Annotated in this window: 23 protein-coding genes; 18 read left to right on the top strand and 5 right to left on the bottom strand. The window is 72.0% G+C overall.

All coding sequences use genetic code 11. The features are described 5' to 3' along the window. Positions 1-23 precede the first annotated feature (23 nt). The 10 genes from ACZ32T_RS23810 to ACZ32T_RS23765 are packed head-to-tail and all read left to right on the top strand — an operon-like array spanning position 24 to position 8566. Positions 24-1001: a VOC family protein gene (locus tag ACZ32T_RS23810; RefSeq protein ID WP_467368860.1), complete on the top strand. Its 978-nt coding sequence runs from the start codon at positions 24-26 to the stop codon at positions 999-1001. After that, a complete protein-coding gene (locus ACZ32T_RS23805; RefSeq protein ID WP_467368858.1) occupies positions 998-1795 on the top strand; it encodes an aspartate dehydrogenase domain-containing protein in 798 nt (265 codons plus the stop codon). The genes ACZ32T_RS23810 and ACZ32T_RS23805 overlap by 4 nt, the downstream gene beginning before the upstream one ends. Further along, a complete protein-coding gene (locus tag ACZ32T_RS23800; protein ID WP_467368856.1) occupies positions 1792-2595 on the top strand; it encodes an alpha/beta fold hydrolase in 804 nt (267 codons plus the stop codon). Before ACZ32T_RS23805 ends, ACZ32T_RS23800 begins: the two co-directional genes overlap by 4 nt. An 11-nt stretch (positions 2596-2606) precedes the next feature. Next, a complete protein-coding gene (locus ACZ32T_RS23795; protein ID WP_129260692.1) occupies positions 2607-3128 on the top strand; it encodes a cupin domain-containing protein in 522 nt (173 codons plus the stop codon). Beyond that, the gene (locus ACZ32T_RS23790) at positions 3121-3876 is read left to right on the top strand and encodes an SDR family oxidoreductase (RefSeq protein WP_467265639.1); all 756 of its coding nucleotides are present in this window, start codon (positions 3121-3123) and stop codon (positions 3874-3876) included. Before ACZ32T_RS23795 ends, ACZ32T_RS23790 begins: the two co-directional genes overlap by 8 nt. Before the next feature lie 19 nt (positions 3877-3895). After that, entirely contained in the window at positions 3896-4684 is a 789-nt protein-coding gene (locus tag ACZ32T_RS23785) for an SDR family oxidoreductase (RefSeq protein WP_467368854.1), read from the top strand. Between the two features lie 10 nt (positions 4685-4694). Further along, a complete protein-coding gene (locus ACZ32T_RS23780) occupies positions 4695-6320 on the top strand; it encodes a thiamine pyrophosphate-binding protein (protein ID WP_467368852.1) in 1626 nt (541 codons plus the stop codon). A 38-nt stretch (positions 6321-6358) separates the two neighbouring features. Further along, positions 6359-7294, top strand: coding sequence for a PDR/VanB family oxidoreductase (locus tag ACZ32T_RS23775; RefSeq protein ID WP_467368850.1), 936 nt, complete (start codon positions 6359-6361; stop codon positions 7292-7294). A gap of 28 nt (positions 7295-7322) precedes the next feature. Further along, entirely contained in the window at positions 7323-7547 is a 225-nt protein-coding gene (locus tag ACZ32T_RS23770; protein WP_467265646.1) for a recombinase-like helix-turn-helix domain-containing protein, read from the top strand. Positions 7548-7549: 2 nt separating this feature from the next. Beyond that, positions 7550-8566 carry a Rieske 2Fe-2S domain-containing protein gene (locus ACZ32T_RS23765; RefSeq protein ID WP_467265648.1) on the top strand — a complete coding sequence of 339 codons (1017 nt, stop codon included), beginning with the start codon at positions 7550-7552 and terminating at the stop codon, positions 8564-8566. 24 nt (positions 8567-8590) lie between these two features. Here ACZ32T_RS23765 and ACZ32T_RS23760 read toward each other — a convergent pair whose 3' ends face one another. Beyond that, complete coding sequence (locus tag ACZ32T_RS23760) at positions 8591-9142, bottom strand: MarR family winged helix-turn-helix transcriptional regulator (protein ID WP_467368848.1); 552 nt, start codon at positions 9140-9142, stop codon at positions 8591-8593. A gap of 39 nt (positions 9143-9181) precedes the next feature. Beyond that, positions 9182-10129: a methionyl-tRNA formyltransferase gene (locus ACZ32T_RS23755; RefSeq protein ID WP_467265652.1), complete on the bottom strand. Its 948-nt coding sequence runs from the start codon at positions 10127-10129 to the stop codon at positions 9182-9184. Positions 10130-10373: 244 nt separating this feature from the next. On the opposite strand from ACZ32T_RS23755, the gene ACZ32T_RS23750 reads away from it, so the two are divergent. Beyond that, positions 10374-11729, top strand: coding sequence for a lysine N(6)-hydroxylase/L-ornithine N(5)-oxygenase family protein (locus ACZ32T_RS23750; protein ID WP_467368846.1), 1356 nt, complete (start codon positions 10374-10376; stop codon positions 11727-11729). Positions 11730-11788: 59 nt separating this feature from the next. Here the strand turns inward: ACZ32T_RS23750 and ACZ32T_RS23745 are convergent, their stop codons facing one another. Continuing rightward, positions 11789-13438: an FAD-dependent oxidoreductase gene (locus ACZ32T_RS23745; RefSeq protein ID WP_467368844.1), complete on the bottom strand. Its 1650-nt coding sequence runs from the start codon at positions 13436-13438 to the stop codon at positions 11789-11791. Between the two features lie 9 nt (positions 13439-13447). Continuing rightward, positions 13448-14362 (bottom strand): AurF N-oxygenase family protein, encoded by a 915-nt coding sequence (locus tag ACZ32T_RS23740; protein ID WP_467265658.1) that lies wholly within the window; start codon positions 14360-14362, stop codon positions 13448-13450. Positions 14363-14813: 451 nt separating this feature from the next. Between ACZ32T_RS23740 and ACZ32T_RS23735 the strand changes: the two genes are divergently transcribed. From ACZ32T_RS23735 to ACZ32T_RS23725, 3 genes are read left to right on the top strand one after another with little or no spacing between them, the layout of a single operon-like run. Continuing rightward, on the top strand, positions 14814-16154 hold the full coding sequence (locus ACZ32T_RS23735) for an extracellular solute-binding protein (protein WP_467265660.1): 1341 nt from the start codon (positions 14814-14816) through the stop codon (positions 16152-16154). Beyond that, on the top strand, positions 16151-17113 hold the full coding sequence (locus ACZ32T_RS23730; RefSeq protein WP_467265662.1) for a carbohydrate ABC transporter permease: 963 nt from the start codon (positions 16151-16153) through the stop codon (positions 17111-17113). The genes ACZ32T_RS23735 and ACZ32T_RS23730 overlap by 4 nt, the downstream gene beginning before the upstream one ends. After that, the gene (locus ACZ32T_RS23725) at positions 17110-18009 is read left to right on the top strand and encodes a carbohydrate ABC transporter permease (protein ID WP_467265664.1); all 900 of its coding nucleotides are present in this window, start codon (positions 17110-17112) and stop codon (positions 18007-18009) included. The genes ACZ32T_RS23730 and ACZ32T_RS23725 overlap by 4 nt, the downstream gene beginning before the upstream one ends. A 45-nt stretch (positions 18010-18054) precedes the next feature. Here ACZ32T_RS23725 and ACZ32T_RS23720 read toward each other — a convergent pair whose 3' ends face one another. Then, positions 18055-18942: a UbiA family prenyltransferase gene (locus ACZ32T_RS23720; protein ID WP_467368842.1), complete on the bottom strand. Its 888-nt coding sequence runs from the start codon at positions 18940-18942 to the stop codon at positions 18055-18057. 86 nt (positions 18943-19028) lie between these two features. Between ACZ32T_RS23720 and ACZ32T_RS23715 the strand changes: the two genes are divergently transcribed. The 4 genes from ACZ32T_RS23715 (at position 19029) to ACZ32T_RS23700 (ending at position 24456) form a co-directional block, all read left to right on the top strand. Continuing rightward, on the top strand, positions 19029-20120 hold the full coding sequence (locus ACZ32T_RS23715) for a type III polyketide synthase (RefSeq protein WP_467368840.1): 1092 nt from the start codon (positions 19029-19031) through the stop codon (positions 20118-20120). Positions 20121-20133: 13 nt separating this feature from the next. Then, on the top strand, positions 20134-20661 hold the full coding sequence (locus ACZ32T_RS23710; RefSeq protein ID WP_467368839.1) for an isoprenylcysteine carboxyl methyltransferase family protein: 528 nt from the start codon (positions 20134-20136) through the stop codon (positions 20659-20661). After that, the gene (locus tag ACZ32T_RS23705) at positions 20658-21671 is read left to right on the top strand and encodes an NAD(P)/FAD-dependent oxidoreductase (RefSeq protein ID WP_467368837.1); all 1014 of its coding nucleotides are present in this window, start codon (positions 20658-20660) and stop codon (positions 21669-21671) included. Before ACZ32T_RS23710 ends, ACZ32T_RS23705 begins: the two co-directional genes overlap by 4 nt. 82 nt (positions 21672-21753) lie before the next feature. Beyond that, on the top strand, positions 21754-24456 hold the full coding sequence (locus ACZ32T_RS23700) for a SpoIIE family protein phosphatase (protein ID WP_467265672.1): 2703 nt from the start codon (positions 21754-21756) through the stop codon (positions 24454-24456). Positions 24457-24458: the final 2 nt, after the last annotated feature.

The raw sequence follows: 24458 nt of genomic DNA, 5'->3' as shown, positions 1-24458 counted from the left end.
CCTGCCAGTCCTGGAGGGACCCCATGCACCCCGTACCGCCCGGTCCGATCGCCCGGCTCCGCTCGCTGCGCTACGTCGAGCTGCACACCCCGGCCTTCACCGAGGCCGCCGACTTCTACGAGGACGTCTGGGGGCTCGAAACCGTCGAGTCCGACACCGGCGCCCGCTGGCTCCGGGGCACGAGCGACGAGCACCACGTCCTGCACCTGAGCGAGCGGGACCGGGTCGGCCTCGGCAGGATCGCCTTCGCCGTCGCCACACCCGCCGAGGTCGACGAGGCGGCGCGCCGCCTCGAAGCACGCTCCCTGGTGCCCGTCGCCGGACCCGGCCCGCTGGACCAGGCCGGCGGCGGCTACGGACTGCGGTTCACCGACCCCGAGGGCCGCCTCATCGAGATCAGCGCCCAGGTCGACGCCGTCGTACCGCGCGGCAGGGACGGCGCCGTTCCCGTCGGGGTGACGCACGCCGTGCTCAACACCACCGACATCGACGCCGCGGTCGCCTTCTACTGCGACGTACTCGGGCTGCGCGTCTCCGACTGGTCCGAGCACCAGATGGCGTTCCTGCGCTGCAACAGCGATCACCACTGCATCGCCTTCAACCAGGCGGAGTGGACCTCGCTCAACCACGTGGCCTACGAGATGACCTCCGTCGACCACTTCATGCGGGGTCTCGGACGACTGCGGCACCACGGCATCACCCCCCGGTGGGGCCCCGGCCGGCACGGCCCGGGGAACAACACCTTCTCCTACTTCACCGACCCTTCCGGGCTGGTCTGCGAATACACCTCGGAGGTCGCCCAGATCGTCGAGGACGCCTGGATCGCCCGGGTGTGGCGGCGGGTCCCCGAGCTCTCCGACCTGTGGGGGACGGCCGGCGCGCCGTCGAAGGAGATCCGCTGCAGCATGGCCGGCTCCCCGGACCCCGGCCCGCTCGCCACCCCGGGCGCCCGGGCCGCCGGCCCGCTCGTTCCCGTAGACGCCCAGGAGGCCACCGCATGAGCACCGTACGCAAGGTCGCCGTCGTCGGCTGGGGCGCCATCGGCCGCGTCGTCGGCGCCGCGCTCGCCGAAGGCCGCGTGACCGGCGCCGAGCTGGTCTGCGTCGTCGACAACCGCCCGCTCGGCGAGGCCGCCCCCGTGCGCCAGGCCACCTTCGAGGAGGCCATGGAGTCCTGCGACCTGATCGTCGAGGCCGCGGGCCAGGGCGTCGTACGCGAATGGGGAGAGCGGGTCCTGGAATCCGGCACCGATCTGCTGATCGCCTCCACCGGCGCGCTGACCGACGACGAGCTCGCCAAGCGGCTGCTGGCGGCCGGCCCCGGCCGGGTGTACTTCACGGGTGGTGCGGTCGGCGGGCTCGACCTGCTCCAGGCGGTACGCACCCTCGGCCCGCTCGACGAGGTCCGGCTGACCACCACCAAGCTGCCGTCCACCCTCGAACAGCCCTGGATGGACGAGGAGCTGCTGGGACGCATGCGGACGGCCACGGGCCCGGTCGAGGTCATGTCCGGCACCGCCCGCGACGTCCCCGTGAAATTCCCCAAGTCGACGAACGTGGCCGCCTCGGTCGCGCTGGCCGTCGGCGACCTGGACGCTGTGCGGGTCCAGGTCGTCGCCGACCCGGCGGCGCACCGCACGCGGCATGTGATCGAGGCGTCCGGCGGACACGGCACCTACCGCTTCGAGGTGGCGCACCTGCCCGACCCCGGCAATCCCGCCACCAGCCAGGTCGTACCGTACGCCGTGCTCCGCAGCCTCGCCGCCCTCGCCGGCCGGACCGGGCAGATCCTGTGAGCGCCGCCGCCGCCGCTGCCGCCGCCCACGTCCACGTCGAGGAGGCGGGCGACCACGGACCGCTGCTGCTGTGCCTGCACGGCATCGGCTCGTCCTCGGCCGCCTTCGCCCCGCAGCTCGCCGAACTCTCCGCGTACGCGCGGGTCGTTGCCTGGGACGCCCCCGGCTACGCCAAGTCGCCCGATCCCACCGGGCCGTTGGGCCTCGACGACTACGCCGACGCGGCGGCCGCCCTCATCCGGGAGCGAGCCACCACCGCACATGTCCTCGGCGTCTCCTGGGGCGGGGTGATCGCGCTGCGTCTGGCCACCCGCCACCCGGAGCTCGTCGCCTCACTGATCATCGCCGACTCCAGCCCCGGCTCGGGCACGGACGAGGCCAAGGCCGCCGGCATGCGGGCCAGGGCCGCCGACCTCGCCGAGCTGGGACCCCGCGCCTTCGCCGAAGCCCGTGGCCCCCGGCTGGTGTCGTCCGGCGCGCCGGACGAGCTGGTACGCCGCGTCGTCGACACCATGGCCGACTCCGTACGCCTGCCGGGCTACGCCTACGCCGCCGAGTCCATGGCCTGTGCCGACCTGCGCGCCGAGCTCCCCTCGATCGCCGCCCCCACCCTCGTGCTCTGCGGCGAACAGGACCGGGTCACCGGCACCCAGGCGAGCCAGGCCATCGCCGGGGCCATCCACAGAACCGCCTACGTGATCGTCAAGGACGCCGGTCACCTGGCCAACCAGGAGCAACCGGGCCACTTCGACGCCTGGGTGCTCTCCCACCTCCGCATCACCGCATCCATCCCCGAATAGGAGCCACCACCATGCCCCTGACCACCGACGCGTACGACAACGGCGACGACCTCTCCGCGTACACCGACTCCCTGATCGCCACGAAGGCCTCCCGGGTCGCCGACTTCGACACCCTGTCCTTCCAGGAGAAGGCCGGAGCGCAGTTCCGCCGCGGCCAGATCCGTTACGTCGGCTCCGGCGCCACCGGCAACCACGAGAGCGACAGCCGGATCCTGCCCTCCGGCGGGTTCACGTTCTCCAACATGCTGCTGCCGCCCGGCGCCGAAGGCCCGGCCCACACCCACCACGACGTCGAGGAGGCCTTCTTCGTCCTGGAGGGCGAGGTCAAGGTCGGCATCCACCGCGGCGCCGACGAGGCCGAGTACCGCACCCTGGGTTACCGCGACATGATCGTCGTCCCCGCCGGTGTGACCCGGTCCCTGAAGAACGAGGGCGACACCGACGCCCTGTTCTGCGTCGTCATCGGCACGCAGAAGCCCCAGGTCCCGACCTACCCCGAGTACTCCCCGATGCACGGCGTCACCCGTGGCTGACCAGCCCCCGGCAGGCCGGCGCACCGTCGTCGTCACCGGAGCGGGCCGTGGCCTCGGACTGGCCATGGCCCGCCGGGCGGGCACCGACGGCTTCCGCGTCGTCCTCGCCGAACTGGAACACGAGCGGGGCGAGCACGCCACGGCGGAGCTGCGCGCGGAGGGCGTCGACGCCCACTTCGTACGCTGCGACGTCGCCGACCCCGCCTCCGTGGCGGAGCTCGCCGACGCCGTACGCCGACTCGGCCCGCTGTACGGCCTCGTCAACAACGCGGCGCTCGCCAACGGGGTCGGCGGCAAGGAGTTCCAGGACATCGACGTCGAGACGTGGGACCGGCTGATGGCGGTCAACGCCCGCAGCCCCTGGCTGGTCTCGAAGGCCCTGTACCCGCTGTTCACCCAGCCGGGCCGGATCGTCAACCTCGCCTCGGACGCCGCCCTGTACGGCTCCCCGCGGCTCGCCCACTACATCGCCTCCAAGGGCGCCGTCATCGCGCTGACCCGCGCCATGGCGCGCGAGCTGGGCGAGAAGGGGATCACCGTGAACGCGGTGGCCCCCGGCCTCACCGAGTGCGAGGCGACCGAGACCGTGCCGGCCGAACGGCACGACCTCTACCGCATGAACCGGGCCATCTCCCGCCCGCAGCAGCCGGACGACCTCACCGGGATCGTCTCCTTCCTGCTCGGCGAGGAATCCCGCTATCTGACCGGACAGGTGATCGCCGTCAACGGCGGCTTCACCATGAACTGAAACCCAGGAGACACGAGTTATGGATCTGGGCCTCGCCGACCGCACCATCGTGGTCACCGGCGGCAGCTCGGGCGTCGGCCTGGCCACGGTCCGCGCCCTCCTCGACGAGGGCGCCCGCGTCGCCACCTGCGGCCGCGACGCCGGCCGGCTCGCCGAGGCGGCCACCGTCCTCGGTGCCGGGAACGACCGCCTGCTGACGGGCGTCTGCGACGTACGGGACGCCGACGCGGTCCGCGGTTTCGTCCGCCGTGCCGCCGAGGAGTTCGGCGGGATCGACGGGCTGGTCAACAACGCCGGACAGTCCCGCATGAAGGGGCTCGACGACTCCACCGCCGAGGACTGGCGCGACGAGCTGGAGCTGAAGTTCGCCGGGGTGCTGAACCCCCTGCAGGCGGCGCGCCCCCATCTGGCCGCCTCCGCGGCGGCGAGCGTCGTCAACATCAACGCCGTCCTGGCCAAGCAGCCCGAGACCCGGCTGATCACGACGAGCGCGGCGCGCGCCGGCATCCTCAACCTCTCCAAGTCCCTGTCCGTCGAACTCGCACGCGACGGCATCCGGGTCAACTCCGTCTGCCTCGGACTCGTCGACACCGGCCAGTGGACCCGTCGCCACACGGCCTCGGGATCCGGCCTGTCCTACGAGGAATGGCAGACGGAACTCGCCGAGGACCGGGGCATCGCGCTGGGCCGCCTCGGCCGGGCCGAGGAGGTCGCGTACGCGGTCGTCGCCCTGCTCTCGCCCCGCGCCTCCTACATCACCGGCACCGGCATCGACGTCTGCGGCGGCGTCGGCCGCTCCATCCTCTGAGGAGACCACCATGCGTCACGACAACGGAGGCGATCTCCTCGTCACCGTCCTGCGCGAACTCGGCATCGACACCGTCTTCGGCATCGTCAGCGTCCACAACCTGCCGCTCGTCGAAGCCGTCGACCGCGACCTGCGCTTCGTGCCCGTGCGGCACGAGGCATCGGCCGTCAACGCCGCCGACGCCTACGGCCGTGCCCGGGGCTCCCTCGGCTGCGCTCTGACCTCCACCGGCACCGGGGCGGGCAACGCCGCCGGATCGCTGATCGAGGCGCTCAGCGCGGGCAGCTCCGTGCTGCACGTCACGGGCCAGGTGGAGAGCGAGTTCCTGGGCAGCGGGCGGGGATTCATCCATGAGACCAAGGACCAGCTCGGTATGCTCCAGGCCGTCTCCGCGTACGCCGCGAGCGTGCCGGACGCCGCGCAGGCGGGCCGGATCCTGCGCGAGGCGGCCCGTGCGGCGCTGACCGCACCCGGCGGCCCCGCCAGCGTGGAGTGGCCGATCGACCTCCAGTACGCCGCGCAGACCGACGAACCCGCCGAGCACGCGGAGACCGCCCCGGTGGCCGCCCCGAAGGACGACCTCGCCGCCGCGGGAGCCCTCCTGGCCTCCGCCCGCCGCCCGCTCGTCTGGGCAGGCGGCGGAGCGAACACGGCCCGCGGCGAGCTGGCCCGGCTTCTGGAGGCGACCGGCGCCGGACTGATCACCTCCAACTCCGGCCGGGGCAGCGTCCCCGAGGATCACCCGCAGGTCGTCGGGAACTTCGCCACCACACCGGCGGTGCGCGCCCTCCTCGAGGACGCGGACGTCCTCCTGACCGTCGGCACCCACTTCCGGTCGAACGAGACCGCCGACTACACCCTGGAACTCCCCGGGGCCCACATCCAGATCGACGTCGACGCAGCCGCCCTCGGCAGGGTTCACCCGGTCACCCACCCGCTCCACGGTGACGCGGCGGACGCCCTGACAGCCCTGCTGCCGCACGCCGTGACCGCCGAGCCCGGCTGGACGGACCGCGTCACAGCCGTACGCACAGAGGTACGCGCGATCCTGCACGACAGCATCGGACCGCAGGCCGCGATCTGCGACGCACTCCGGTCCGCGCTTCCCCGTGAGGCCGTCGTCGCCCGCGACGTCACCATCCCCTCCAGCAGCTGGGGCAACCGGCTCCTGGAGATGTACGACCCGAAGGACAACGTCTTCCCGCGGGGCGGAGGCATCGGCCAGGGGCTGGGCATGGGTATCGGCGCGGCGCTCGCGCGGCCCGGCACGCCCACCGTCGTGATCGCGGGCGACGGCGGACTCGCCGTCCACCTCGGCGAACTCCTCACCCTCGCCCAGGAGCGGCCCCGTCTGACCCTGATCGTCTTCAACGACGGCGGTTACGGAGTCCTGCGCAACATGCAGGACCACCACAGCGAGCGCCGCTCGGGAGTCGACCTCACCACCCCCGACTTCGAGCTCCTGGCCCGCGCCTGCGGCCTGCCGTACGCCCGCATCCGTGCCGAGGAGCACGCGGGCCCGGTGCTCGGCGAAGCCATCGCCTCGGACGGTCCCACGCTCGTCGAGGTCGACCTCGACGCCCTCGGCCCGATGAAGAACCCGTTCACCCCGCCCGTCAGGATCCCGGGCCAGTAGCCCGGCCGACCGAACCGCCGGCAAGGAGGCAACAGACCATGAGCGAGGATTCGCTGCGGCTGACCGTCCGTCGTATGACCTGGGAGGCCGAGGGCGTCCTGTCCGTCGAACTGACCCACCCCGACGGCAAACCCCTGCCCGCCTGGACCCCCGGTGCGCACCTCGACGTCCACGCCGGCGGCCAGGTCCGCCAGTACAGCCTGTGCGGCGACCCGCACACCCAGGACGTCTACCGCATCGGCGTACTCAACGAGCCCGCCTCGCGGGGCGGTTCACGTTTCGTGCACACCCGGCTGCGGCCGGGCCAGGAGATCACGGTCTCCGAGCCGCGTAACCACTTCGTGCTGGAAGACGTTGACTCCTACGTGTTCGTCGCCGGCGGGATCGGCATCACCCCACTGCTGGCGATGGCCCGGGAGGCCGCCCGCAGGGGAGCCCGGTGGCGCATGGTGTACGGCGGCAGGAGCAGGGCCTCCATGGCGTTCACCGGCGAACTCGACGCGCTCGGCGGCGACGTCACTCTTGTCCCGCAGGACGAGCGGGGCCACATCGACCTGGACTCCGCGCTGGCCGGTCTGCCCGAGGGCACCCTGGTGTACTCCTGCGGCCCCGAGCCCCTGCTCGCCGCCGTCGAACAGCGCTGCCCCGCGGACCGGCTGCGCCTGGAGCGGTTCGCCGCGCCGACGGTGGAACGCACCGGCGACGACGAGGCCTTCGAGGTCGAGTGCCGCACCTCCGGGACGACACTCACCGTCGGTGCCGGGACCTCCGTCCTGGAGGCCGCCGAGAGCGCCGGGCTCACCGTGGACAACTCGTGCCGCGACGGCATCTGCGGTTCCTGCGAGACCCGCGTGCTCGAAGGTACCCCCGACCACCGCGACTTCCTGCTCAGCGAGAGCGAACGGGCCGCGAACACCACGATGATGATCTGCGTCTCGCGGTGCGCCTCCGGCCGGCTCGTCCTCGACCTCTGACACTTCCCCCGCACCCACAGGAGACACCGTGACCGACACCTGGCCCTACCTGGACGTCCACCAGTCCCGTACGCACGAGCCGACCCCGTACGAGTACAAACTCGCCGCCACCCTCGAAGAGGTCTACACCCACGAGGGCCACGAACTCGCCGACGTCGTGCGCGGGCTCAACGCACGCCAGGTCCACTCCGCCGACGGCGCCCCGTGGACCGAGGAATCCTTCCGCGCCGAGATGAACCGACTGGGAGCCTGACCATGACGCTGTCGTCCTCCGCCACCGCGGACCACATCTACGCCACCGGTCTGCGCAACCAGTGGCACCCGGTCGTCCCCTCGCACTTCGTGGCCCCCGGGGCGATGCGCAAGGTGACCGTGCTCGGCGAGCAGTGGCTGCTGTTCCGGCGCTCCGACGGCGCCCTGTCGATGCTCGCCGACCGCTGCCCGCACCGTGGCGCACCGCTCTCGCTCGGCAAGCACCTCGGTGACCGGGTCGCCTGCTGGTACCACGGAGTCGAGGTCGAGTCCGACGGCACCGTCTCCTCGGTCCCGGGGCTGCCGGGCTGCAGCCTGGAGGGCAAGAAGCTGGTGACCTCGCTGCCGGTGCGCGAGGTCGCGGGAGCGATCCTCGCCTACTTCGGGGACGAGGAGCACCCCGAGCCCGTCGAGCTGACCCTTCCGGAGCCGCTGACCGATCCGGGCGTGGACGCGTTCCTCTGCTACGCGGAGTGGAACTCGCCCTGGCGCTACGACGTGGAGAACCTGCTCGACCCCATGCACGGCGCCTTCCTGCACCACGACTCGCACACCATGTTCGACGGCGACACGACGGCCAAGTTCCGCATCCGGGAGACCGACCGCGGTTACTTCTTCGAGAAGACCGACCAGCGCGGCGTCAACTTCGACTGGGTGGAGCTCTGCCGGACCGGGGTGGACTGGGTCGATCTCTCGATCCCGTACCCGCCGTCCGCCGGCCCCGGTGGCCCGTTCGGCATCGTCGGCATGGTCTGCCCGGTGGACGAGCGCCGCAGCGGCGTCTTCTTCTGGCGCTACCGCAGGGTCGAGGACTGGCAGCGCGCCTCCTGGCGCTTCCTCTACCGGACGCTGATCGAGCAGCGCCACTGGGACGTCCTGGAACAGGACCGCGTCATGCTGGAGGCCATGCCGGCGGACGCCGACCAGCAGGAGAACCTCTACCAGCACGACCTCGGCGTGGTACGGCTGCGTCGCCTCTACCGCGCGGCGGCCGAGGCACAGTCGACGGCCGGAGCCTGAGGGGCGCGTCGCGCGCGCGGGTGTTCACCGGGGGAGGTCCTCCCCCGGGTCCCGCGGTCCGGCGCCGGTGACCGCGAGGCCGTCAGCCGCCCGGTCCCGTTCCAGGTGCGTGTGGACGCGGTGCAGCAGCGAGGCGAACAGCTCGCGTTCCCCGGGGCTCAGCGGGGCGAGCAGGTCCGCCTCGGTGGCGGACACATCGGCGTCGAGCCGTGCCAGCGTGCGGCTGCCCGCCGCAGTCAGGGCGACCTCGATCCGGCGGCGGTCCGAGGGATCGCGGGCGCACACGACGTATCCGGCCGTCTCCAGGTCCGTGACTGTCCTCGTCAGATCACTCTGGTTCATGTCCAGTCGCGAAGCGAGGTCGCCCTTGGACCGGGGGCCGGTCTCGTCCAGCACGGCCAGGACGGTCAGATGCCACAGCCGCAGCCCGTGCGCCGTCAGCGTGCCGGTGAGCCTGCGGCGTGCGGCCTTGCCCGCCGCGTACATGAGATAGGCGTTGAGGCTGAGCACGCTCGCCGGCGTCACTCCCGCGGTCCGGGGCCCGTGTGCCGCCCCCGGCACCCTCGGCTGGTGCATGGTTCTTCCTCACATGGTGACGGCCGGCAGGCCGGAGGGTCAGGGCCGGCCGGTGAGGTAGCCGCCCATCGAGGTGAAGTACTCGGCCGCGGGCAGCTCCTGGCCGTCCTCCGTACGCACCCGGGTGACGGCCAGACCGCGGTTGCGGCCGGTCCGGGCGTCCGCCCCGGCGACGATCACCACTCCGTCACCCTCGCGGTAGAAGATCCTGCCGGGCGTGCCGCCGTAGCGCCCCTCGGACACGACCGCCGTCACGATCTCCAGACGCCTGCCCCTGTGGTGGGTGAACGCGCTGGGGTACGGCGCGGACTGCGCGCGCACGAGACGCTCCAGGTCCTCGGCCGGCCAGTTCCAGTCGATGCGGATGTCCTCCTCGGCGCGCTTGTGGAAGAAGCTCGCCAGGGACCGGTCCTGCGGGGTGAAGTCCGTACGTCCGGCCGCGATGAGGTCGAGTGCCTCCGTGGTGACGGGGGCGATGAGTTCGACCGTCCTGTGGAACAGGTCCGTCGCCGTGTCCGCGGGTCCGACCTCCACGGCGCGCTGCACCACGATGTCGCCGGCGTCGAGCTCGGCGTCCATCATGTGCGCGGTCACGCCCACCTCGCGCTCACCGTTGATCAGCGCCCAGATGAGGGGCGAGAAGCCCGCGTACTTCGGGAGCAGCGAATCGTGCACGTTGAGTGTGCCGTGCCGGGGGAGCTGGTAGATGTGCGGGGGGATCCACGTACGCCAGTTGTTGGCCACGATGATGTCCGGCTCCGCCTCCTTGAGACGGGTGAACAGCTCGTCGTCGTCGGGCCGGTTGCGGATCAGGACGGGCACGCCGTTCTCCTCGGCGAGGTCGGCGACCGAGTCGCTCCAGATCTTCTCGTACGCGTGCTCGCTCCTGGGGTGCGTCACCACCAGCACCACGTCGTGTGCGGAGTCCAGGAGAGCTCGCAGGGTCCGGTGTCCCCAGGTCTGATAACCGAACATGACGACCCGCACAGGTTCCTCCTCGGAACGACGATGAAGCTTAGTAAAGCAAGCCTAACCTAAGCATGCAATGCCTGTCATCGCAGGGTGAGTTGACCGCCGCTTGCCCGGCCACCGTCCGGATCGCCCTGTCGACAGCATGCGATGATGAGGTTAGCTTTACCTAAGTTCCACCCCGGCTGCCGCTCAGTCGGTGTGCTCTTTCCCGCTTTCCCCACGTCCGCCAAAGCGGCTGCCCCCGCACGATGGGAGTGACATGTCACAGGCTTCACCCGACGACGCACCACCGGTCCACGACCTCATAGGAATCGGCTTCGGCCCGTCCAATGTGGCCATGGCGATAGCGCTCACGGAGCGCAACCAACGCGTCGGCAGGCAGCAGGCCGTCACCGCTCACTTCTTCGAGAAGCAGCCGCGGTTCGGCTGGCACCGCGGGATGCTGATCGACGACGCCACGATGCAGGTGTCCTTCCTCAAGGACCTGGTGACGCTGCGGAACCCGTCGAGCGAGTTCAGCTTCCTCTGCTACCTGCAGAGCCAGGGGCGTCTGGTCGACTTCGTGAACGGCAAGAGCCTCTTCCCGCTGCGGGTCGAGTTCCACGCCTACTTCGAATGGGCCGCGGCCCAGGTGGACGACATGGTGTCCTACGGGCACGAGGTCATCGACGTACGGCCCGTCGTGCACGACGGGGTCGTGGAGTACGTGGACGTGACCTCCCGTTCGGGATCGGAGACGGTGGTCCACCGGGCGCGGAACCTCGTGATCGGCACGGGCCTGCGGCCGCAGATGCCCGAGGGGATCAAGCGCACGGACCGCATCTGGCACACCTCCGACCTGCTGGCCCGGGTGGACGGCCTGGACGGGGCCGAGCCGCCGTCCCGCTTCGTCGTCGTCGGGGCGGGCCAGAGCGCGGCCGAGAACGTGGCCTATCTGCACCGCCGTTTCCCGGAGGCCGAGGTCTGCGCGGTCTTCTCGCGCTACGGCTACAGCCCAGCCGACGACAGCGGCTTCGCCAACCGGATCTTCGACCCGGACGCGGTCGACGAGTACTTCACCGCCCCGGACGAGACCAAACGCAGGCTGATGGGCTACCACGGCAACACCAACTACGCCGTGGTGGACATCGACCTCATCGACGACCTCTACCGCACCGCGTACCAGGAGAAGGTCCTCGGGACCGAGCGGCTGCGCTTCCTCAACGTCTCCCGGGTCGTCGACGCCGTCGAGACACCCGACGGGGTCCGCACCACGGTCGAATCGCTGGTCACCGGCGAACGTACGACGCTGGACGCCGATGTGGTCGTCTACGCCACCGGCTACCAGCCCGCCGACGCGCTCGGCCTGCTCGGCGACGTCGCGGGGCACTGCCTGCTCGACGACCAGGGACGTGTCCGTGTCGAGCGCGACTACCGCGTGGCGACCGGTCCCGGACTGCGGTGCGGCGTCTATCTGCAGGGCGGCACGGAGCACACCCACGGCATCACCTCGTCCCTCCTGTCGAACACCGCGATCAGGGTCGGCGAGATCCTCGACTCGGTCGTGGAGCGCGGGCGGAGGGACGCGCCCGGCCGGCCCCACGACGCGGTCGGAGGGGTGGGCGCCCCCCTCTGAGGGGACCGGTCCGACGTCCGCCCGGCCCGCCGGTGAAGCCGGCGGGCGCGGACGGGTGTTCAGCCGGGGATCCGCCGCCGGCCGCCCCGCGCCGCTGCCACCAGCTCCGGCAGCGTCGCCAGCTTGACCCGGGGGCGGCCGTCGCGTCGCCCCAGGGCGAGCTCGGTGCGCTCGATCTCCGCCAGGCCGCGGGCGTCCACGACCCGCCGGTTACGGCGGCGCACGAGGCGCTGGAACGCCTTCGCCCCCTGCGCCGGCGCGGGCAGGGAGCCGCCGACGGCATCGTCGAGCAGCGTGCCCACGGTCTCGGCGGCGCAGGTGCGGTTGGCCCCGATGCCGCCGGACGGGCCGCGCTTGATCCACCCCACGACGTACGTCCCCGGCCGCCCCGCCACCCGGCCGCCCTCGTGCGGCACGGTGCCCGTCACCTCGTCGAACGGCAGCCCGGCGACCGGCAGTCCACGCCGGCCGACGGCCCGCAGCAGCAGCCCGGCCGGTATCTCCCGGCCGCCGTCGCTGTCGCTCACCCGAACCGCGCGGACACCGCCTTCACCGATGGCCTCCACCGGCGCGGAGTGGAAGCGGAACACGATACGGCGCCCCGCCGGCGGCGGGCGCGACCAGTCCACCTCCTCGCGGGCGACATCCGCCAGCAGCGCGGCCCGCTCACCCGGCTCCGCGGCGTCGATCGCCGCACCGGTCCTCGGGTCGTGACCGTCGACCACCAGCTCCACGCCGGGCAGATGCTTGAGCGCGAGCAGTTCCGCCCTGGTGTACGCCGCGTCCTCGGGGCCGCGCCGCCCGAGCAGCACCACCTCATGCACCGAGCCCGCGCGCAGGGCCTCCAGCGCGTGCCCGGCGATGTCCCCGGCCGCCAGTGCCCCCGGGTCCGAGACCAGGATCCGCGCGGCGTCGAGTGCCACGTTTCCGTTGCCGACCACGACGACCCGCTCCCCGGACAGGTCCACGGCGTCCGGGGCGACCTCGGGGTGGGCGTTGTACCAGGAGACGAACGTCGTCGCGCAGACGCTGCCGGACAGATCCTCGCCGGGTATCCCGAGCCGGCGGCCGGCCGGCGCCCCGACGGCGTAGACCACCGCGTCATGGTGCGCGGCGAGCTCCTCCGGGGTGATGTCCCTGCCCACCTCCAGGCCGAGGTACATGCGCACCCTCGGATGCGTGTGGAACCTGGCGAACGTGTCCCCGGCCTTCTTCGTGGACAGGTGGTCGGGCGCCACACCGTAGCGGATGAGCCCGCCCGCGACCGGCAGCCGGTCGATCAGCGTCACCTCGGCGCCCGTGTGCAGGAGCAGGTCCTCGGCGGCGTACATCCCGGCCGGACCCGTGCCCACGACCGCGACCCTGAGCGGCCCGAAGTCCGCCGGCAGGCTGCGCTCGAAGGACGGCTCCCCCCACACGTGGAAGTTCGGCCCCCCGGGCGCGGGCGCGGGCTCCCGGTCCGCGAAGTACGCCGCGTTGAGCGGGCCGTACTCCTGCTGGGAGGCGGGGAGGCTGTCCACGGGGAAGACGGCCTCCACCGGGCAGGCGTCGGCGCAGGCGCCGCAGTCGATGCAGGACTTCGGGTCGATGTACAGCATCTCCGTCCGGCCGAAGTCCGGTTCCTCCGGGGTCGGGTGGATGCAGTTCACGGGACACACCGAGATGCAGGTGGCGTCGCCGCAGCACGTCTGGGTGATGGCGTAGGTCATCTCGTCCGCTCAGATCAGATGGGCACGCTTGTAGAACGCCAGGGCGGGCTTGGTCAGCAGCCGGGCCGAGGCCAGGAACTCCATGAGGCCCGAACAGCTCGAGCGCATCATCGACTTGTGGTGCTCGTTGGCCTTCGCCTCACCGAGGGCGCGCTTGCCGTCGAGCCCGGCGTTGGCGTAGACGTCCTTGTTCACCATGCTGGTGACGATCACGTACGACGCGATGGCGATGACCAGTGCGTTGATCCGCCGTCGCACCGGACCCGCGCCGCTGAGGTGCCTGCGTGTCTCCGCGCGGGCGAACTTCATGTGCCGGGACTCCTCGACGACATGGATGTTGTTGATGGTGCGGACGAAGGGCACGACCCGCTCGTCCCGCATCCAGTCGCGCTGCATGACGTCGAGGACCTCCTCGGCGACCAGGATCGCGGCGTACGCCGCCTCACCGAACGCGAGCGTCTTGAACGCCCGCCCGAGCTCCACCGCGAGCCGGTGCGGCCGGTAGGGCGGGGCGCCCAGCTTCTGCGCGCCACGGGCGAACATGATCGAGTGCCGGCACTCCTCGGCTATCTCGGTCAGCGCCCACTGCACGTCCGCGCTCGTGGGGTCCTTGGCGTAGACGTCGCGCAGGACCATCTGCTGGAGGATCATCTCGAACCAGATGCCGGTGCTGGCCACCGAGGCGGCCTCCTGGCGCGTCAGTTCCTTGCGCTGCTCCTCGGTCAGCTCGCTCCAGTACGCGGTGCCGTACAGCGTGCTCCACTCCGGGCTCGCGCCGTGGAAGCCCTTGTCCAGCGGCGTGTCCCAGTCGACCTCCGTGGCGGGGTCGTAGGCCAGCGTGGCCGCCGATTCGAGCAGGCGTCGGGTGAGGTGGTCCTCGGGCGGCCGGTCCTCGGCATCCGGCCGAACGGTGCTGCTTGCCATGGTGCGGCTCCTCGGTTCGTCAGTGATGTTCCTTGGTGCTGTCACATGTGCGATGCGGTGACGGGCCGTCATATGCCGGGCCGCCGACCGGAGACGGCGGCAGCCGGGAGCAAGGGACCGGCGTCGGCCCCGGCCGGACGGTCCTCCGTCCTCCTTGTTAGACGGAAGGTATAGCAAGGCGGCCGCGTGGGCCTACCCCCCAGTAAGAAATGTGTGCGCATCCCCGCGACATCTCCTCGCGCGCACCCGCGCACAGACGTTCTCGACGGGCGGGGGAGAGGGGATCGTTCGTGATGCCGAACATCGTTCGCAATTTCAGCGCGAGTCATTGACGCGACGTTTTCCCGGGCCTACGGTCCCGTCCGAAGTAGCGGTCACGCGTCGAAATACCGAACGTGCCGCCTCTCTTCACGCGTCCCCGCACCTCAGAGACGAGCCGAGACGAGCCGCCATGCAACCACCCCTCCTCAGCCGGCGCCGCGCCCTCGCGGGCGGTGCCGGCGCCCTGGCCGCCGCCGGAGCCCTGGGCTCCCTGTCCGGCTGCGCCGCACCGGCCACCGCCGCGGGTCCGGGACAGACCCTGCTGCGGTACTGGCACCTGTTCGGCGGCGGTGACGGCGTCAACATGCAGGGAATGCTGGACGACTTCCGGTCCGGTCACCCGGAGATCGCCCTGGAGGCCTCCACCCTCCAGTGGGGCGCCCCGTACTACACCAAGCTCGGCATGGCCGGCGCGGGAGGGCGGGCCCCGGAGCTCGCCGCCCTGCACCTCGCCCGCCTCGCGGGCTTCGCCCCGGGCCGGCTCCTCGATCCGTTCGACGTCGGTCTGCTGGCCGAACGCGGCATACGGGAGGAGGACTTCCCGCCGGACATCTGGCGCCGGGGTCAGGTGGGCGGCAAGCAGTACGCCGTCCCGCTCGACACCCACCCCTTCGTCCTCTACTACCAGACCGAGATCTGCGAGAAGGCCGGACTCATGTCGGGCGGCCGGCTCAAGCCGGTCAGCGGCGCCGGCGAATTCGCCGACGCACTGCGCGCCGCGAAGAAGGCGACCGGACAGCCGGGCCTGGTGACCGAGACGCTCGGGCCCGACTGCATCACGCCCTGGCGCCTCTTCTCCAGCTTCTACGCGCAGACCGGCGGCACGGTGCTCTCCGCGGACGGCAAGCGCCTCGCGCTCGACGACGCCAAGGCGCTGCGGGTGCTGGAGTACCTGGCCCGGCTCGTCGAGGAAGGCCTCATGGTGCGCCGCGTCGACTACCCGGGGTCCGTCGGCGTCTTCAGCGGCGGGAAGACCGCCTTCCACCTCAACGGCGAATGGGAGATCACCACCTTCAAGAACACCGGGCTGCCGTTCTCCATGACCCGCGTCCCCGCGCTCTTCGGGACCGCCGCCACGCAGGCCGACTGCCACGCCTTCGTCCTGCCGCACCAGGCGGACCGCGGGGGAGCCCCCAACGAGGCGGCCCACACGCTCGTCGCCTGGATGCTGAAGCACTCCGTGGCCTGGGCCGAGGGCGGGCACGTGCCCGCCTATCTGCCGGTGCTCGACGATCCGGCCTACCTCGCCCTGAAGCCGCAGTCCGAGTACCGCACCGTGATCGACGACGTGGCGCTGGACGAACCCGCGTGGTTCGCCGGCTCCGCCTCCCGGCTGTGGATCGAGCTCGGAGCCGTGTTCTCCGGGGTCCTCACCGGCTCCAGGAGTCCGCGCAACGCCCTGACCGAGGCCAAGGCCCGGCTGCGGACACTCCTCGACACCCGAAACCCCCTCCCGGGAGCCGCGTCATGACGTCCACCACCGCCGCGGCGCCGGCACCCGTGGCGAAGCCCGCCGAGGGCACGGCCGGGCGTCCGGCCCGCGCCGTGCACAGGAAGTGGACCGAACACGGCCTGGTGTTCATCGCGCCCTTCCTCCTCGTGTACGCGGGCTTCCTGATCTGGCCGCTGATATCCGGCCTGCACATGAGCCTCACCAGCGAGAACATCACCGGGACGGGAGGCGAGTTCGTCGGCCTCGACAACTACGCCGAGGCCGTGCGCGACCCCGATGTGTGGTCCTCACTCTGGAACACCGTCTGGTTCACGGTCCTGTCCACCGTCCCCCTCGTCGTCGTCGGCCTCGCGCTCGCCCTGCTCGCCCACCAGTTGCGGGTCGTCCAGTGGCTGTGGCGGCTCAGCTGGTTCGCGCCGTTCCTGCTGCCGTCCGGGGTCGTCTGCCTGCTCTTCCTGAACATGATCCTGCCGTCGGACTTCGGCCTCGCCGACCAGATGCTCGCCGCCGTCGGGCTGACGCCGGAGATCGGATGGCTCACCGACGAGCGGTACGCCATGCTCAGCATCGTGGCGACCACCGTCTGGTGGACCGTCGGCTTCAACTTCCTGCTGTACCTCGCCGCCCTCCAGGCCATCCCGGCGCACCTCTACGAGGCCGCCGAACTGGACGGCGCCGGTGCGGGCAAGCGGCTCCTGCACATCACCCTGCCGATGCTCAGCCGCACCACCGGGCTGGTCGTGGTCCTCCAGGTACTGGCCTCGCTGAAGATCTTCGACCAGGTCTACATCATGACCGGCGGTGGCCCCGACGACTCCACCCGCCCGATCCTCCAGTACGTCTACCAGCAGGGCTTCACCGGCTACCGCATCGGCTACGCCTCCGCCGTCTCGTACATCTTCTTCGCCCTGATCCTGACCGTCTCCCTGGTGCAGCCGCTGCTGTCCCGGCGCCGAGCTGAGGAGGCCGCGAAGTGAGCGGTTCCACCACCGTCACCACCCGCACCGCCTCACGCCGGGAGCGGCCCGCCGACGCCGGGGGCCGCCGTCCGCGCTGGACGCCCGGCAGGGTCGTCCTCCTCGTCATCGCCCTGCTCCTCACCGCGGCCTGGCTCCTGCCGCTCGCCTGGGCCGTCGCCACCTCCCTCAAGCCGGAGGGCGACACGACGAAGACACCGCTCTCCTGGATCGGCTCGCGCGTCACCTTCGACGCGTACACCAAGGTCTGGGAATCCGGCGACCTGATGGTCTGGCTGATGAACTCGGCGTACATCTCCGTGATGACCACGCTGCTGACCGTCGTGACGTGCGCGATGGCCGCCTACGGCTTCACGCGCACCGACTTCCGCGGCCGGCGGCTGCTCTACGGGCTGGTGCTCGCCGGCATCATGGTGCCCCCGCAGGTGCTCATCGCGCCCCTGTTCCGCGAGATGGCCCAGCTCGGCCTCGTCGACACGTACTGGGGTGTGATCCTGCCCCAGGTCGCCGTGCCCGCCATGGTGTTCATCCTGGTGAAGTTCTTCGAGGGCGTACCCCGGGAACTGGAGGAGGCCGCCTTCTGCGACGGCGCCGGCCGCTGGCGGGTGTTCTGGACGATCGTCATCCCGCTGTCCCGGCCCGTGCTGGCGGCTGTTGCGATCTTCACCTTCATCTCCACCTGGAACAACTTCCTCTGGCCGTTCCTCGTGACCACCGACCCGGGCGGCATGACCCTGCCCGTCGGCCTCGTCAACGTCCAGTCGTCCTTCGGGGTCCGGTACGCCCAGATCATGGCCTCGCTCGTGATCGCCGGGATGCCGCTCCTGATCGTCTTCGCCTTCTTCCAGCGGCAGATCGTGCGCGGTATCGCGCACACCGGTCTCGCCGGCCAGTGACGCGCCGCGCGGCCCGTACGGACGGCTCACCGTCCGTACGGGCCGTCAGGCGAGCTCCGTGCCCCGTGCGAGCAGCAGCGCCACATCCGCGGCGGCCACCGCCACCGTCCCCGCGAGCGCGGCCTTGCGCCACGCCCCGGCGGGCCGCGGACCCGCGTACGCCGTCGTCGCCGCCACGGCGCAGAGAGCCACACCGCAGAGAACGGCGGCACCCCGTCCGCCCGGCGTCCCCGCGGGACCCAGGACCAGCACCGCGGTGGCCGCCACCAGCGGGAGGGGCAGCAGGAACCGGGTGCGGGCCGGGCCCAGCCGCTGGGGCAGACCGCGGATCCCGGCCCGCAGGTCCTCCTCGATGTCCGGCAGTACGTCGCCCAGATGGGCCGCGACACCGAGCAGCGCACCCGCCGTCACCGCCCACCACGCGGGCCAGGGGCTGCCCGGCAGACTCAGGGTGACCAGACACGGTAGGGCGCCGAAGCCGGTCGCGTACGGCAGCCAGGACATCACGGTGCCCTTGAGCCTGAGGTTGTACGCCCACGCCGCGGCGACCCCCGTCAGATGCGCGGCCCCGGCCGCTCCGCCGCACGCGAGCGACAGCACCGCGCACAGGAACAGCGCGGTGAACGCCGCGCCGCACACGGCTCCTCGGCTCACCGTGCCCCGGGCCACCGGCTTGCCCGGCCGGGCGGCCTCGGCGTCGCGCGGGGCGTCGAACGCGTCGTTGCACCACCCCACGGAGAGCTGCCCGGTCAGCACGGCGGCGGCGACCAGCAGGCGACGGCCGCTCCCCGGGCCCGAGCTGACGGCCAGCGCGGTGACGAGCACGGTCACCGCCACCACCGGACCGGGATGGCAGGACAGCGCGAGCCCCCACCACGGGCCGGACAGCCGGAGGGCGGGCGGGTACGCCGAGGTCCTGTCCGTGGTGTCCACGGGGCGATCGTAAGGACACCGAGACGTACGAACACGGCAGCCGCGCGCCGCATGTGCTCCGATTTGCCCCGGTATGTAGGCAGGATGTGGAACATGACCCTTCCGAAGCGGTGGCCGGGGTGACCCGGATCGCGGCCGTGCACGGAGTCCTGCCGCCGCACCGCCACCCCCAGGGCGACGTCACCGACATGGTGGCGCGCACCTGCCTGCCCCCGGGCACCGACCGCCGTGTGCTGGACCGGATCCACGCCAACGCGGGAGTGCGGACCCGGAACACGGTGCTGCCCCTGGAGCGCTACGGCGAACTGGACGGCTTCGGGGCCGCGAACGACGTGTTCATCGCAGCGGCCGTCGACCTCGGGGCCGAAGCCGTCCGAGGCGCGCTGCGCAAGGCCGGACTGCGCCCCGCCGACGTCGACCTGCTGCTTTTCACCTCGGTCACCGGGATCGCCGCGCCCTCCGTCGACGCACGGCTCGTCGGACGGATCGGCCTTCGCCCCGACGTGAAGCGGCTGCCCGTCTTCGGGCTGGGCTGCGTCGCCGGAGCCGCCGGGGTGGCGCGGCTGCACGACTACCTGCACGGCCGGCCGGACCAGGTGGCCGTGCTGCTCTCGGTCGAGCTCTGCTCCCTCACCTTCCAGCGGGACGACGCGAGCCCCGCCAACCTGGTGGCCACGGCGCTGTTCGGCGACGGCGCCGCGGCGGCGGTCCTCGTCGGCGACGGTCACCGGACGCCGGTGCGCGGCCCCGAGGTCGTGGACACCCGCAGCCGCCTGTACCCGGACACCGGCCACGTCATGGGCTGGGACATCCGCGGCTCCGGCTTCAGGGTCGTCCTCGATCCGGCCGTCCCCGACGTCGTACGCCGCTATCTCGCCGAGGACGTCAGCGGCTTCCTCCATGAGCACGGGCTGAAGCCGAAGGACGTCGCCCGCTGGGTCTGCCATCCCGGCGGCCCCAAGGTCCTGGACGCCGTCGCCGACGCCCTGTCCCTCCCCGAGGGCGCTTTGGACGTCACCTGGCGTTCGCTGGCCGAGGTCGGCAACCTGTCGTCGTCCTCGGTGCTGCACGTCCTGCGGGACACGATGGAACAGCGCGGGCCCGAGCCCGGCACGCCCGGTCTGCTGATGGCCATGGGCCCCGGCTTCTGCTGCGAACTGGTGCTGCTGCGGTGGTAGCGGGGAGGAACACATGATCTGGTACACGGCCCTCGTGCTGGCCGTAGCCGTCGAACGCCTGGCCGAACTCGCGGTGGCGCTGCGCAACGCCCGCTGGAGCCTGGCCCGGGGCGGCACCGAAGCCGGGCGTGGACACTATCCGGTCATGGTTGCCCTGCACACGGGGCTCCTCGCCGCCTGTCTCGCCGAGACCTGGCTGGCCGGCCGCCCGTTCGTGCCATGGGCCGGCTGGGCCATGGTCGCGGTGGTGGTCCTGGCGCAAGGACTGCGCTGGTGGTGCGTCCGCACCCTGGGACGCCGCTGGAACACCCGGGTGATCGTCGTCCCCGGCCTGCCCCTGGTGACCGGCGGCCCCTACCGGTGGCTGCGCCATCCGAACTACGTGGCGGTCGCCGCCGAGGGGGCCGCCCTGCCGCTGGTCCACGGCGCCTGGGTGACCGCCGTCCTGTTCACCGTGCTGAACGCGGCGCTCATGAGCGTACGCATCCGGTGCGAGGACGGCGCGCTGGCCCGCCTCGTCGGAGCGGACGCGCGCGCGTGATCGACATCCTGGTGGCGGGCGGCGGGCCGGCCGGCCTCGCGGCGGCGATCCGGGCCGCCTCGGCCGGCCTGGAGGCCGTCGTGGTCGAACCCCGCCCGCTGCCCGTGGACAAGGCATGCGGCGAGGGAATCATGCCCAGCGGAGTGGCGGCCCTGCGCGCCCTGGGCGTCACTCCGGCCGGCTGTGAACTCCGGGGCATCCGGTATGTCGAAGGCCCCCGGCAGGCCGAGGCGGCCTTCCTGGGAGGCCCCGGGCTCGGCGTCCGGCGCACCGAACTCCACGCCGCGCTGCTCCGGCGCGCCCAGGCCCTCGGCGTACGCGTCGTCGCCGGCCGGGCGACAGACGTACGCCAGGGCTCCGACAGCGTCACGGCGGCGGGACTGACCGCCCGCTGGCTGATCGCCGCCGACGGCCTGCACTCGCCGCTGCGCCGTGCCCTCGGCCTGGAACGCCCCTGCGCCGCACCCCGCAGATACGGGCTGCGCCGGCACTACCGGACCGCCCCCTGGACGGACCTCGTGGAGGTCCACTGGTCGCGCCTCGGCGAGGCCTATGTGACACCGGTGGGGGAAGAGACGGTGGGCGTCGCCGTGCTGAGCCGCCACCGGGGCTCCCACGAGCAGCACCTCTCCGCCTTCCCCGCCCTGGCCCGCAGGCTCACCGGACGGGAGGCGGGACCCGTACGCGGCGCCGGCCCGCTGCGCAGGAGTGCGAGCACACCGAGGGCCGGCCGGGTCCTGCTGGCCGGTGACGCGGCGGGTTACGTCGACGCGCTCACCGGAGAGGGGATCGCCCTGGCCGCGGCGACCGCCTCGGCGGCCGTCGACTGCCTCGCCTCGGGCCGGCCCGAGGCGTACCCCGCGCAGTGGGCCCGGCTGACCCGCCGGCACCGCCTGCTCACCGGGGTGCTGCTGGGTGCCGCGGGGAACCCCTGGACCGCCGGGCTCATCGTGCCCGCCGCCCACCGGCTGCCCCGGCTGTTCGCCGCCGCGGTGCGCGCCCTGCAGTAGCCGCCATCCATGGCGTCCCGTCCGCCCGCCCGCGCGTGCGGCGGGGCGGCGAGGAGGCGGGAAGCCGTGTACAAAGGGGGACATGGCCGGACGCTACGGCCGCCCGCGTTCGTTTCTCCGGATGAGAAGCCTCGCTGGTCAGGTCTTTCTCCTGCAAGTGGCGATCGTGGTGCTGCTCGTCGCTGCATCCGTGGCCGCACTCGTGCTGCAGTCGCGGGCCGACAGCGAACGGGAAGCCCGTAATCGCTCGGTCGCCGTGGCCGAGACCTTCGCGAACGCCCCCGGCGTGGACGCGGCTCTGCGGAGCCCCGATCCCACGGCCGCGCTCCAGCCCGAGGCCGAGGCGGCGCGCAAGGGCTCCGGGGTCGACTTCATCGTCGTCATGAACCTCGATTCCGTCCGCTTCACCCACCCGCTGCCCGACAGGATCGGCAAGAAGTTCGTCGGCACCGTGGAGCCCGCCCTGGAGGGCGGTGTCGTCACCGAGAAGGTCGACGGCACCATCGGACCGCTCATCCAGGCCGTCGTGCCCGTGAAGGGGGCCGACGGCGAAGTGCTGGGCCTGGTGTCCGCGGGCATCACCATCAAGAGCGTCAGCGGGGCCGCCGAGGACCAGTTTCCCCTCCTCTTCGGCTCGGCCGCGGGAATCCTGCTGCTCACCATGGGAGGCACCGCACTCGTCACCAGGCGCCTGAAACGCCAGACCCATGGACTCGGCCCGACCGAGATGACCCAGATGTACGAGCACCACGACGCCGTTCTGCACGCCGTGCGGGAAGGCGTGCTCATCGTCGGCGGTGACGGGCGGCTGCTGCTGGCCAACGACGAGGCACGGAGGCTTCTGCACCTGCCCCCGGACATCGAGGGCACGCCCGTCACGGAGCTCGGGCTCGATCCGGTCACCACCGGACTGCTGACCTCCGGACGCAGCGCGACCGACGAGGTGCACTCCGTGGGAGACCGTGTCCTGGCCATCAGCCAGCGGGCCACGGACAGACACGGCGGACCGCCCGGGAGCGTGACGACCCTCCGCGACACCACGGAGCTGCAGGCACTCACGGGCAGCGCGGCCATGGCGCGCGGCAGGCTGAAGCTCCTCTACGACGCGGGTACGGAGATCGGCACCGCCCTGGATGTCGTACGCACCTGCGAGGAGCTGACGGAGTTCGCCACCGCGCGGTTCGCCGACTACGCCACCGTCGATCTGGCCGAGGGCGTGCTGCGCGGCGAGGAGCCCACGATCGCCCGGGCCACCACCGACGGCCTGCGCCGCTCGGCCTTCAGCGGCCCACGCGACGACACGGGGCTCCATCCGCTGGGCTCGGTGATCCGCTTCCTGGAGACCACGGACCTCGGTGCCGGCCTGCTCAGGGGCGAAGCCGTCCTCGACACCGATCTGGCGCGGCGCGGCGGCTGGCAGCAGAAGAATCCGGAACGCGCCGAGCGCATCCTCGAGAGCGGGTTCCACTCGCTGATGGCCGTCCCCATGCGGGCAAGAGGCGTGCTCCTCGGCGCGGCCCTGTTCTGGCGAGCCCAGACCCCCGAGCCGTTCGAGGACGAGGACCTGTCCGTCGCGGAGGAGCTCGTCGCCCGCGCCGCCGTGAGCATAGACAACGCGCGCCGCTACTCCCGTGAGCACAACGTGGCGGTCACCCTGCAGCGCAGCCTGCTGCCGCAGGGACTTCCCGTCCAGAGCGCCATCGACGCCGCCTACCGCTACCTCCCCGCGCAGGCGGGGCTCGGCGGGCTGGGCGGTGTCGGCGGCGACTGGTTCGACATCATCCCGCTGCCCGGCGCCCGTGTCGCCCTCGTGGTCGGGGACGTGGTCGGGCACGGACTCCACGCGGCCGCCACCATGGGGCGTCTGCGCACGGCGGTCCACAACTTCTCCACTCTGGACCTGCCTCCTGACGAACTGCTGTGGCACCTGGACGAACTCGTCGCCCGCATCGACCAGGACGAGTCGGCCGAGGGCTCGCAGGGAGGCGACGTCACCGGGGCCACCTGCCTCTACGCGATCTACGACCCGGCGTCCGGACGCTGCACCATGGCCCGCGCGGGCCACCTCCAGCCCGTGATCGTCAGCCCCGAGGGTGACGCCGTGTTCGCGGACGTCCCGGGCGGCCCGCCCCTGGGACTCGGCGGCATGCCCTTCGAGACCCTCGACCTGGAGCTTGCGGAGAACAGCCGTCTCGTGCTCTACACGGACGGGCTCGTCGAGGACCGGCACCGCGACATCGACGAAGGGCTGGAGATGCTGCGCGAGGCCCTGGCCGGACACCCCGGCCGGACACCGGAGGAGACCTGCCAGGCCGTCCTCCGCGCATTGGTGCCCGCCAAGGCACGCGACGACATCGCGCTGCTCGTCGGTCGCACCCGCTGTCTCGCCCCCGAGAACGTGGCCGTGTGGGATGTGCCCTCGGAACCCTCCGCGGTCGCGAGGGTGCGCTCCGAGGTGTCCCGCAAGCTGAACGAGTGGGATCTGGTCGAGGAGGCCTTCACGACCGAGCTGATCCTCAGCGAACTGGTCACCAATTCCATCCGATACGCCACCGGCCCGATCGGCGTACGTCTGATCCGTGACAGGACGCTGATCTGCGAGGTGTCCGACCGCAGCAGCACCTCGCCCCACCTGCGCCAGGCGGCCGGCATGGACGAGGGCGGCAGGGGCCTGTTCCTCGTCGCCCAGCTCGCCGAGCGCTGGGGCACCCGCTACACCGACGACGGCGGCAAGGTCATCTGGACGGAACAGCCGCTGCAGCCGGAGATCAACGGGCCGGGGTGACG

This window comes from Streptomyces sp. NPDC023573 (assembly GCF_055559735.1).
This window is presented reverse-complemented; position numbering and strand designations above follow the sequence as displayed.

Bases quoted from the DNA above. Each gene is read 5' to 3' on its own strand.
- ACZ32T_RS23810 (WP_467368860.1), top strand. From the start codon at position 24: ATGCACCCCGTACCGCCCGGTCCGATCGCCCGGCTCCGCTCGCTGCGC.
- ACZ32T_RS23805 (WP_467368858.1), top strand. From the start codon at position 998: ATGAGCACCGTACGCAAGGTCGCCGTCGTCGGCTGGGGCGCCATCGGC.
- ACZ32T_RS23795 (WP_129260692.1), top strand. From the start codon at position 2,607: ATGCCCCTGACCACCGACGCGTACGACAACGGCGACGACCTCTCCGCG.
- ACZ32T_RS23785 (WP_467368854.1), top strand. From the start codon at position 3,896: ATGGATCTGGGCCTCGCCGACCGCACCATCGTGGTCACCGGCGGCAGC.
- ACZ32T_RS23780 (WP_467368852.1), top strand. From the start codon at position 4,695: ATGCGTCACGACAACGGAGGCGATCTCCTCGTCACCGTCCTGCGCGAA.
- ACZ32T_RS23775 (WP_467368850.1), top strand. From the start codon at position 6,359: ATGAGCGAGGATTCGCTGCGGCTGACCGTCCGTCGTATGACCTGGGAG.
- ACZ32T_RS23765 (WP_467265648.1), top strand. From the start codon at position 7,550: ATGACGCTGTCGTCCTCCGCCACCGCGGACCACATCTACGCCACCGGT.
- ACZ32T_RS23760 (WP_467368848.1), bottom strand. From the start codon at position 9,142: ATGCACCAGCCGAGGGTGCCGGGGGCGGCACACGGGCCCCGGACCGCG.
- ACZ32T_RS23750 (WP_467368846.1), top strand. From the start codon at position 10,374: ATGTCACAGGCTTCACCCGACGACGCACCACCGGTCCACGACCTCATA.
- ACZ32T_RS23745 (WP_467368844.1), bottom strand. From the start codon at position 13,438: ATGACCTACGCCATCACCCAGACGTGCTGCGGCGACGCCACCTGCATC.
- ACZ32T_RS23740 (WP_467265658.1), bottom strand. From the start codon at position 14,362: ATGGCAAGCAGCACCGTTCGGCCGGATGCCGAGGACCGGCCGCCCGAG.
- ACZ32T_RS23735 (WP_467265660.1), top strand. From the start codon at position 14,814: ATGCAACCACCCCTCCTCAGCCGGCGCCGCGCCCTCGCGGGCGGTGCC.
- ACZ32T_RS23730 (WP_467265662.1), top strand. From the start codon at position 16,151: ATGACGTCCACCACCGCCGCGGCGCCGGCACCCGTGGCGAAGCCCGCC.
- ACZ32T_RS23710 (WP_467368839.1), top strand. From the start codon at position 20,134: ATGATCTGGTACACGGCCCTCGTGCTGGCCGTAGCCGTCGAACGCCTG.
- ACZ32T_RS23700 (WP_467265672.1), top strand. From the start codon at position 21,754: ATGGCCGGACGCTACGGCCGCCCGCGTTCGTTTCTCCGGATGAGAAGC.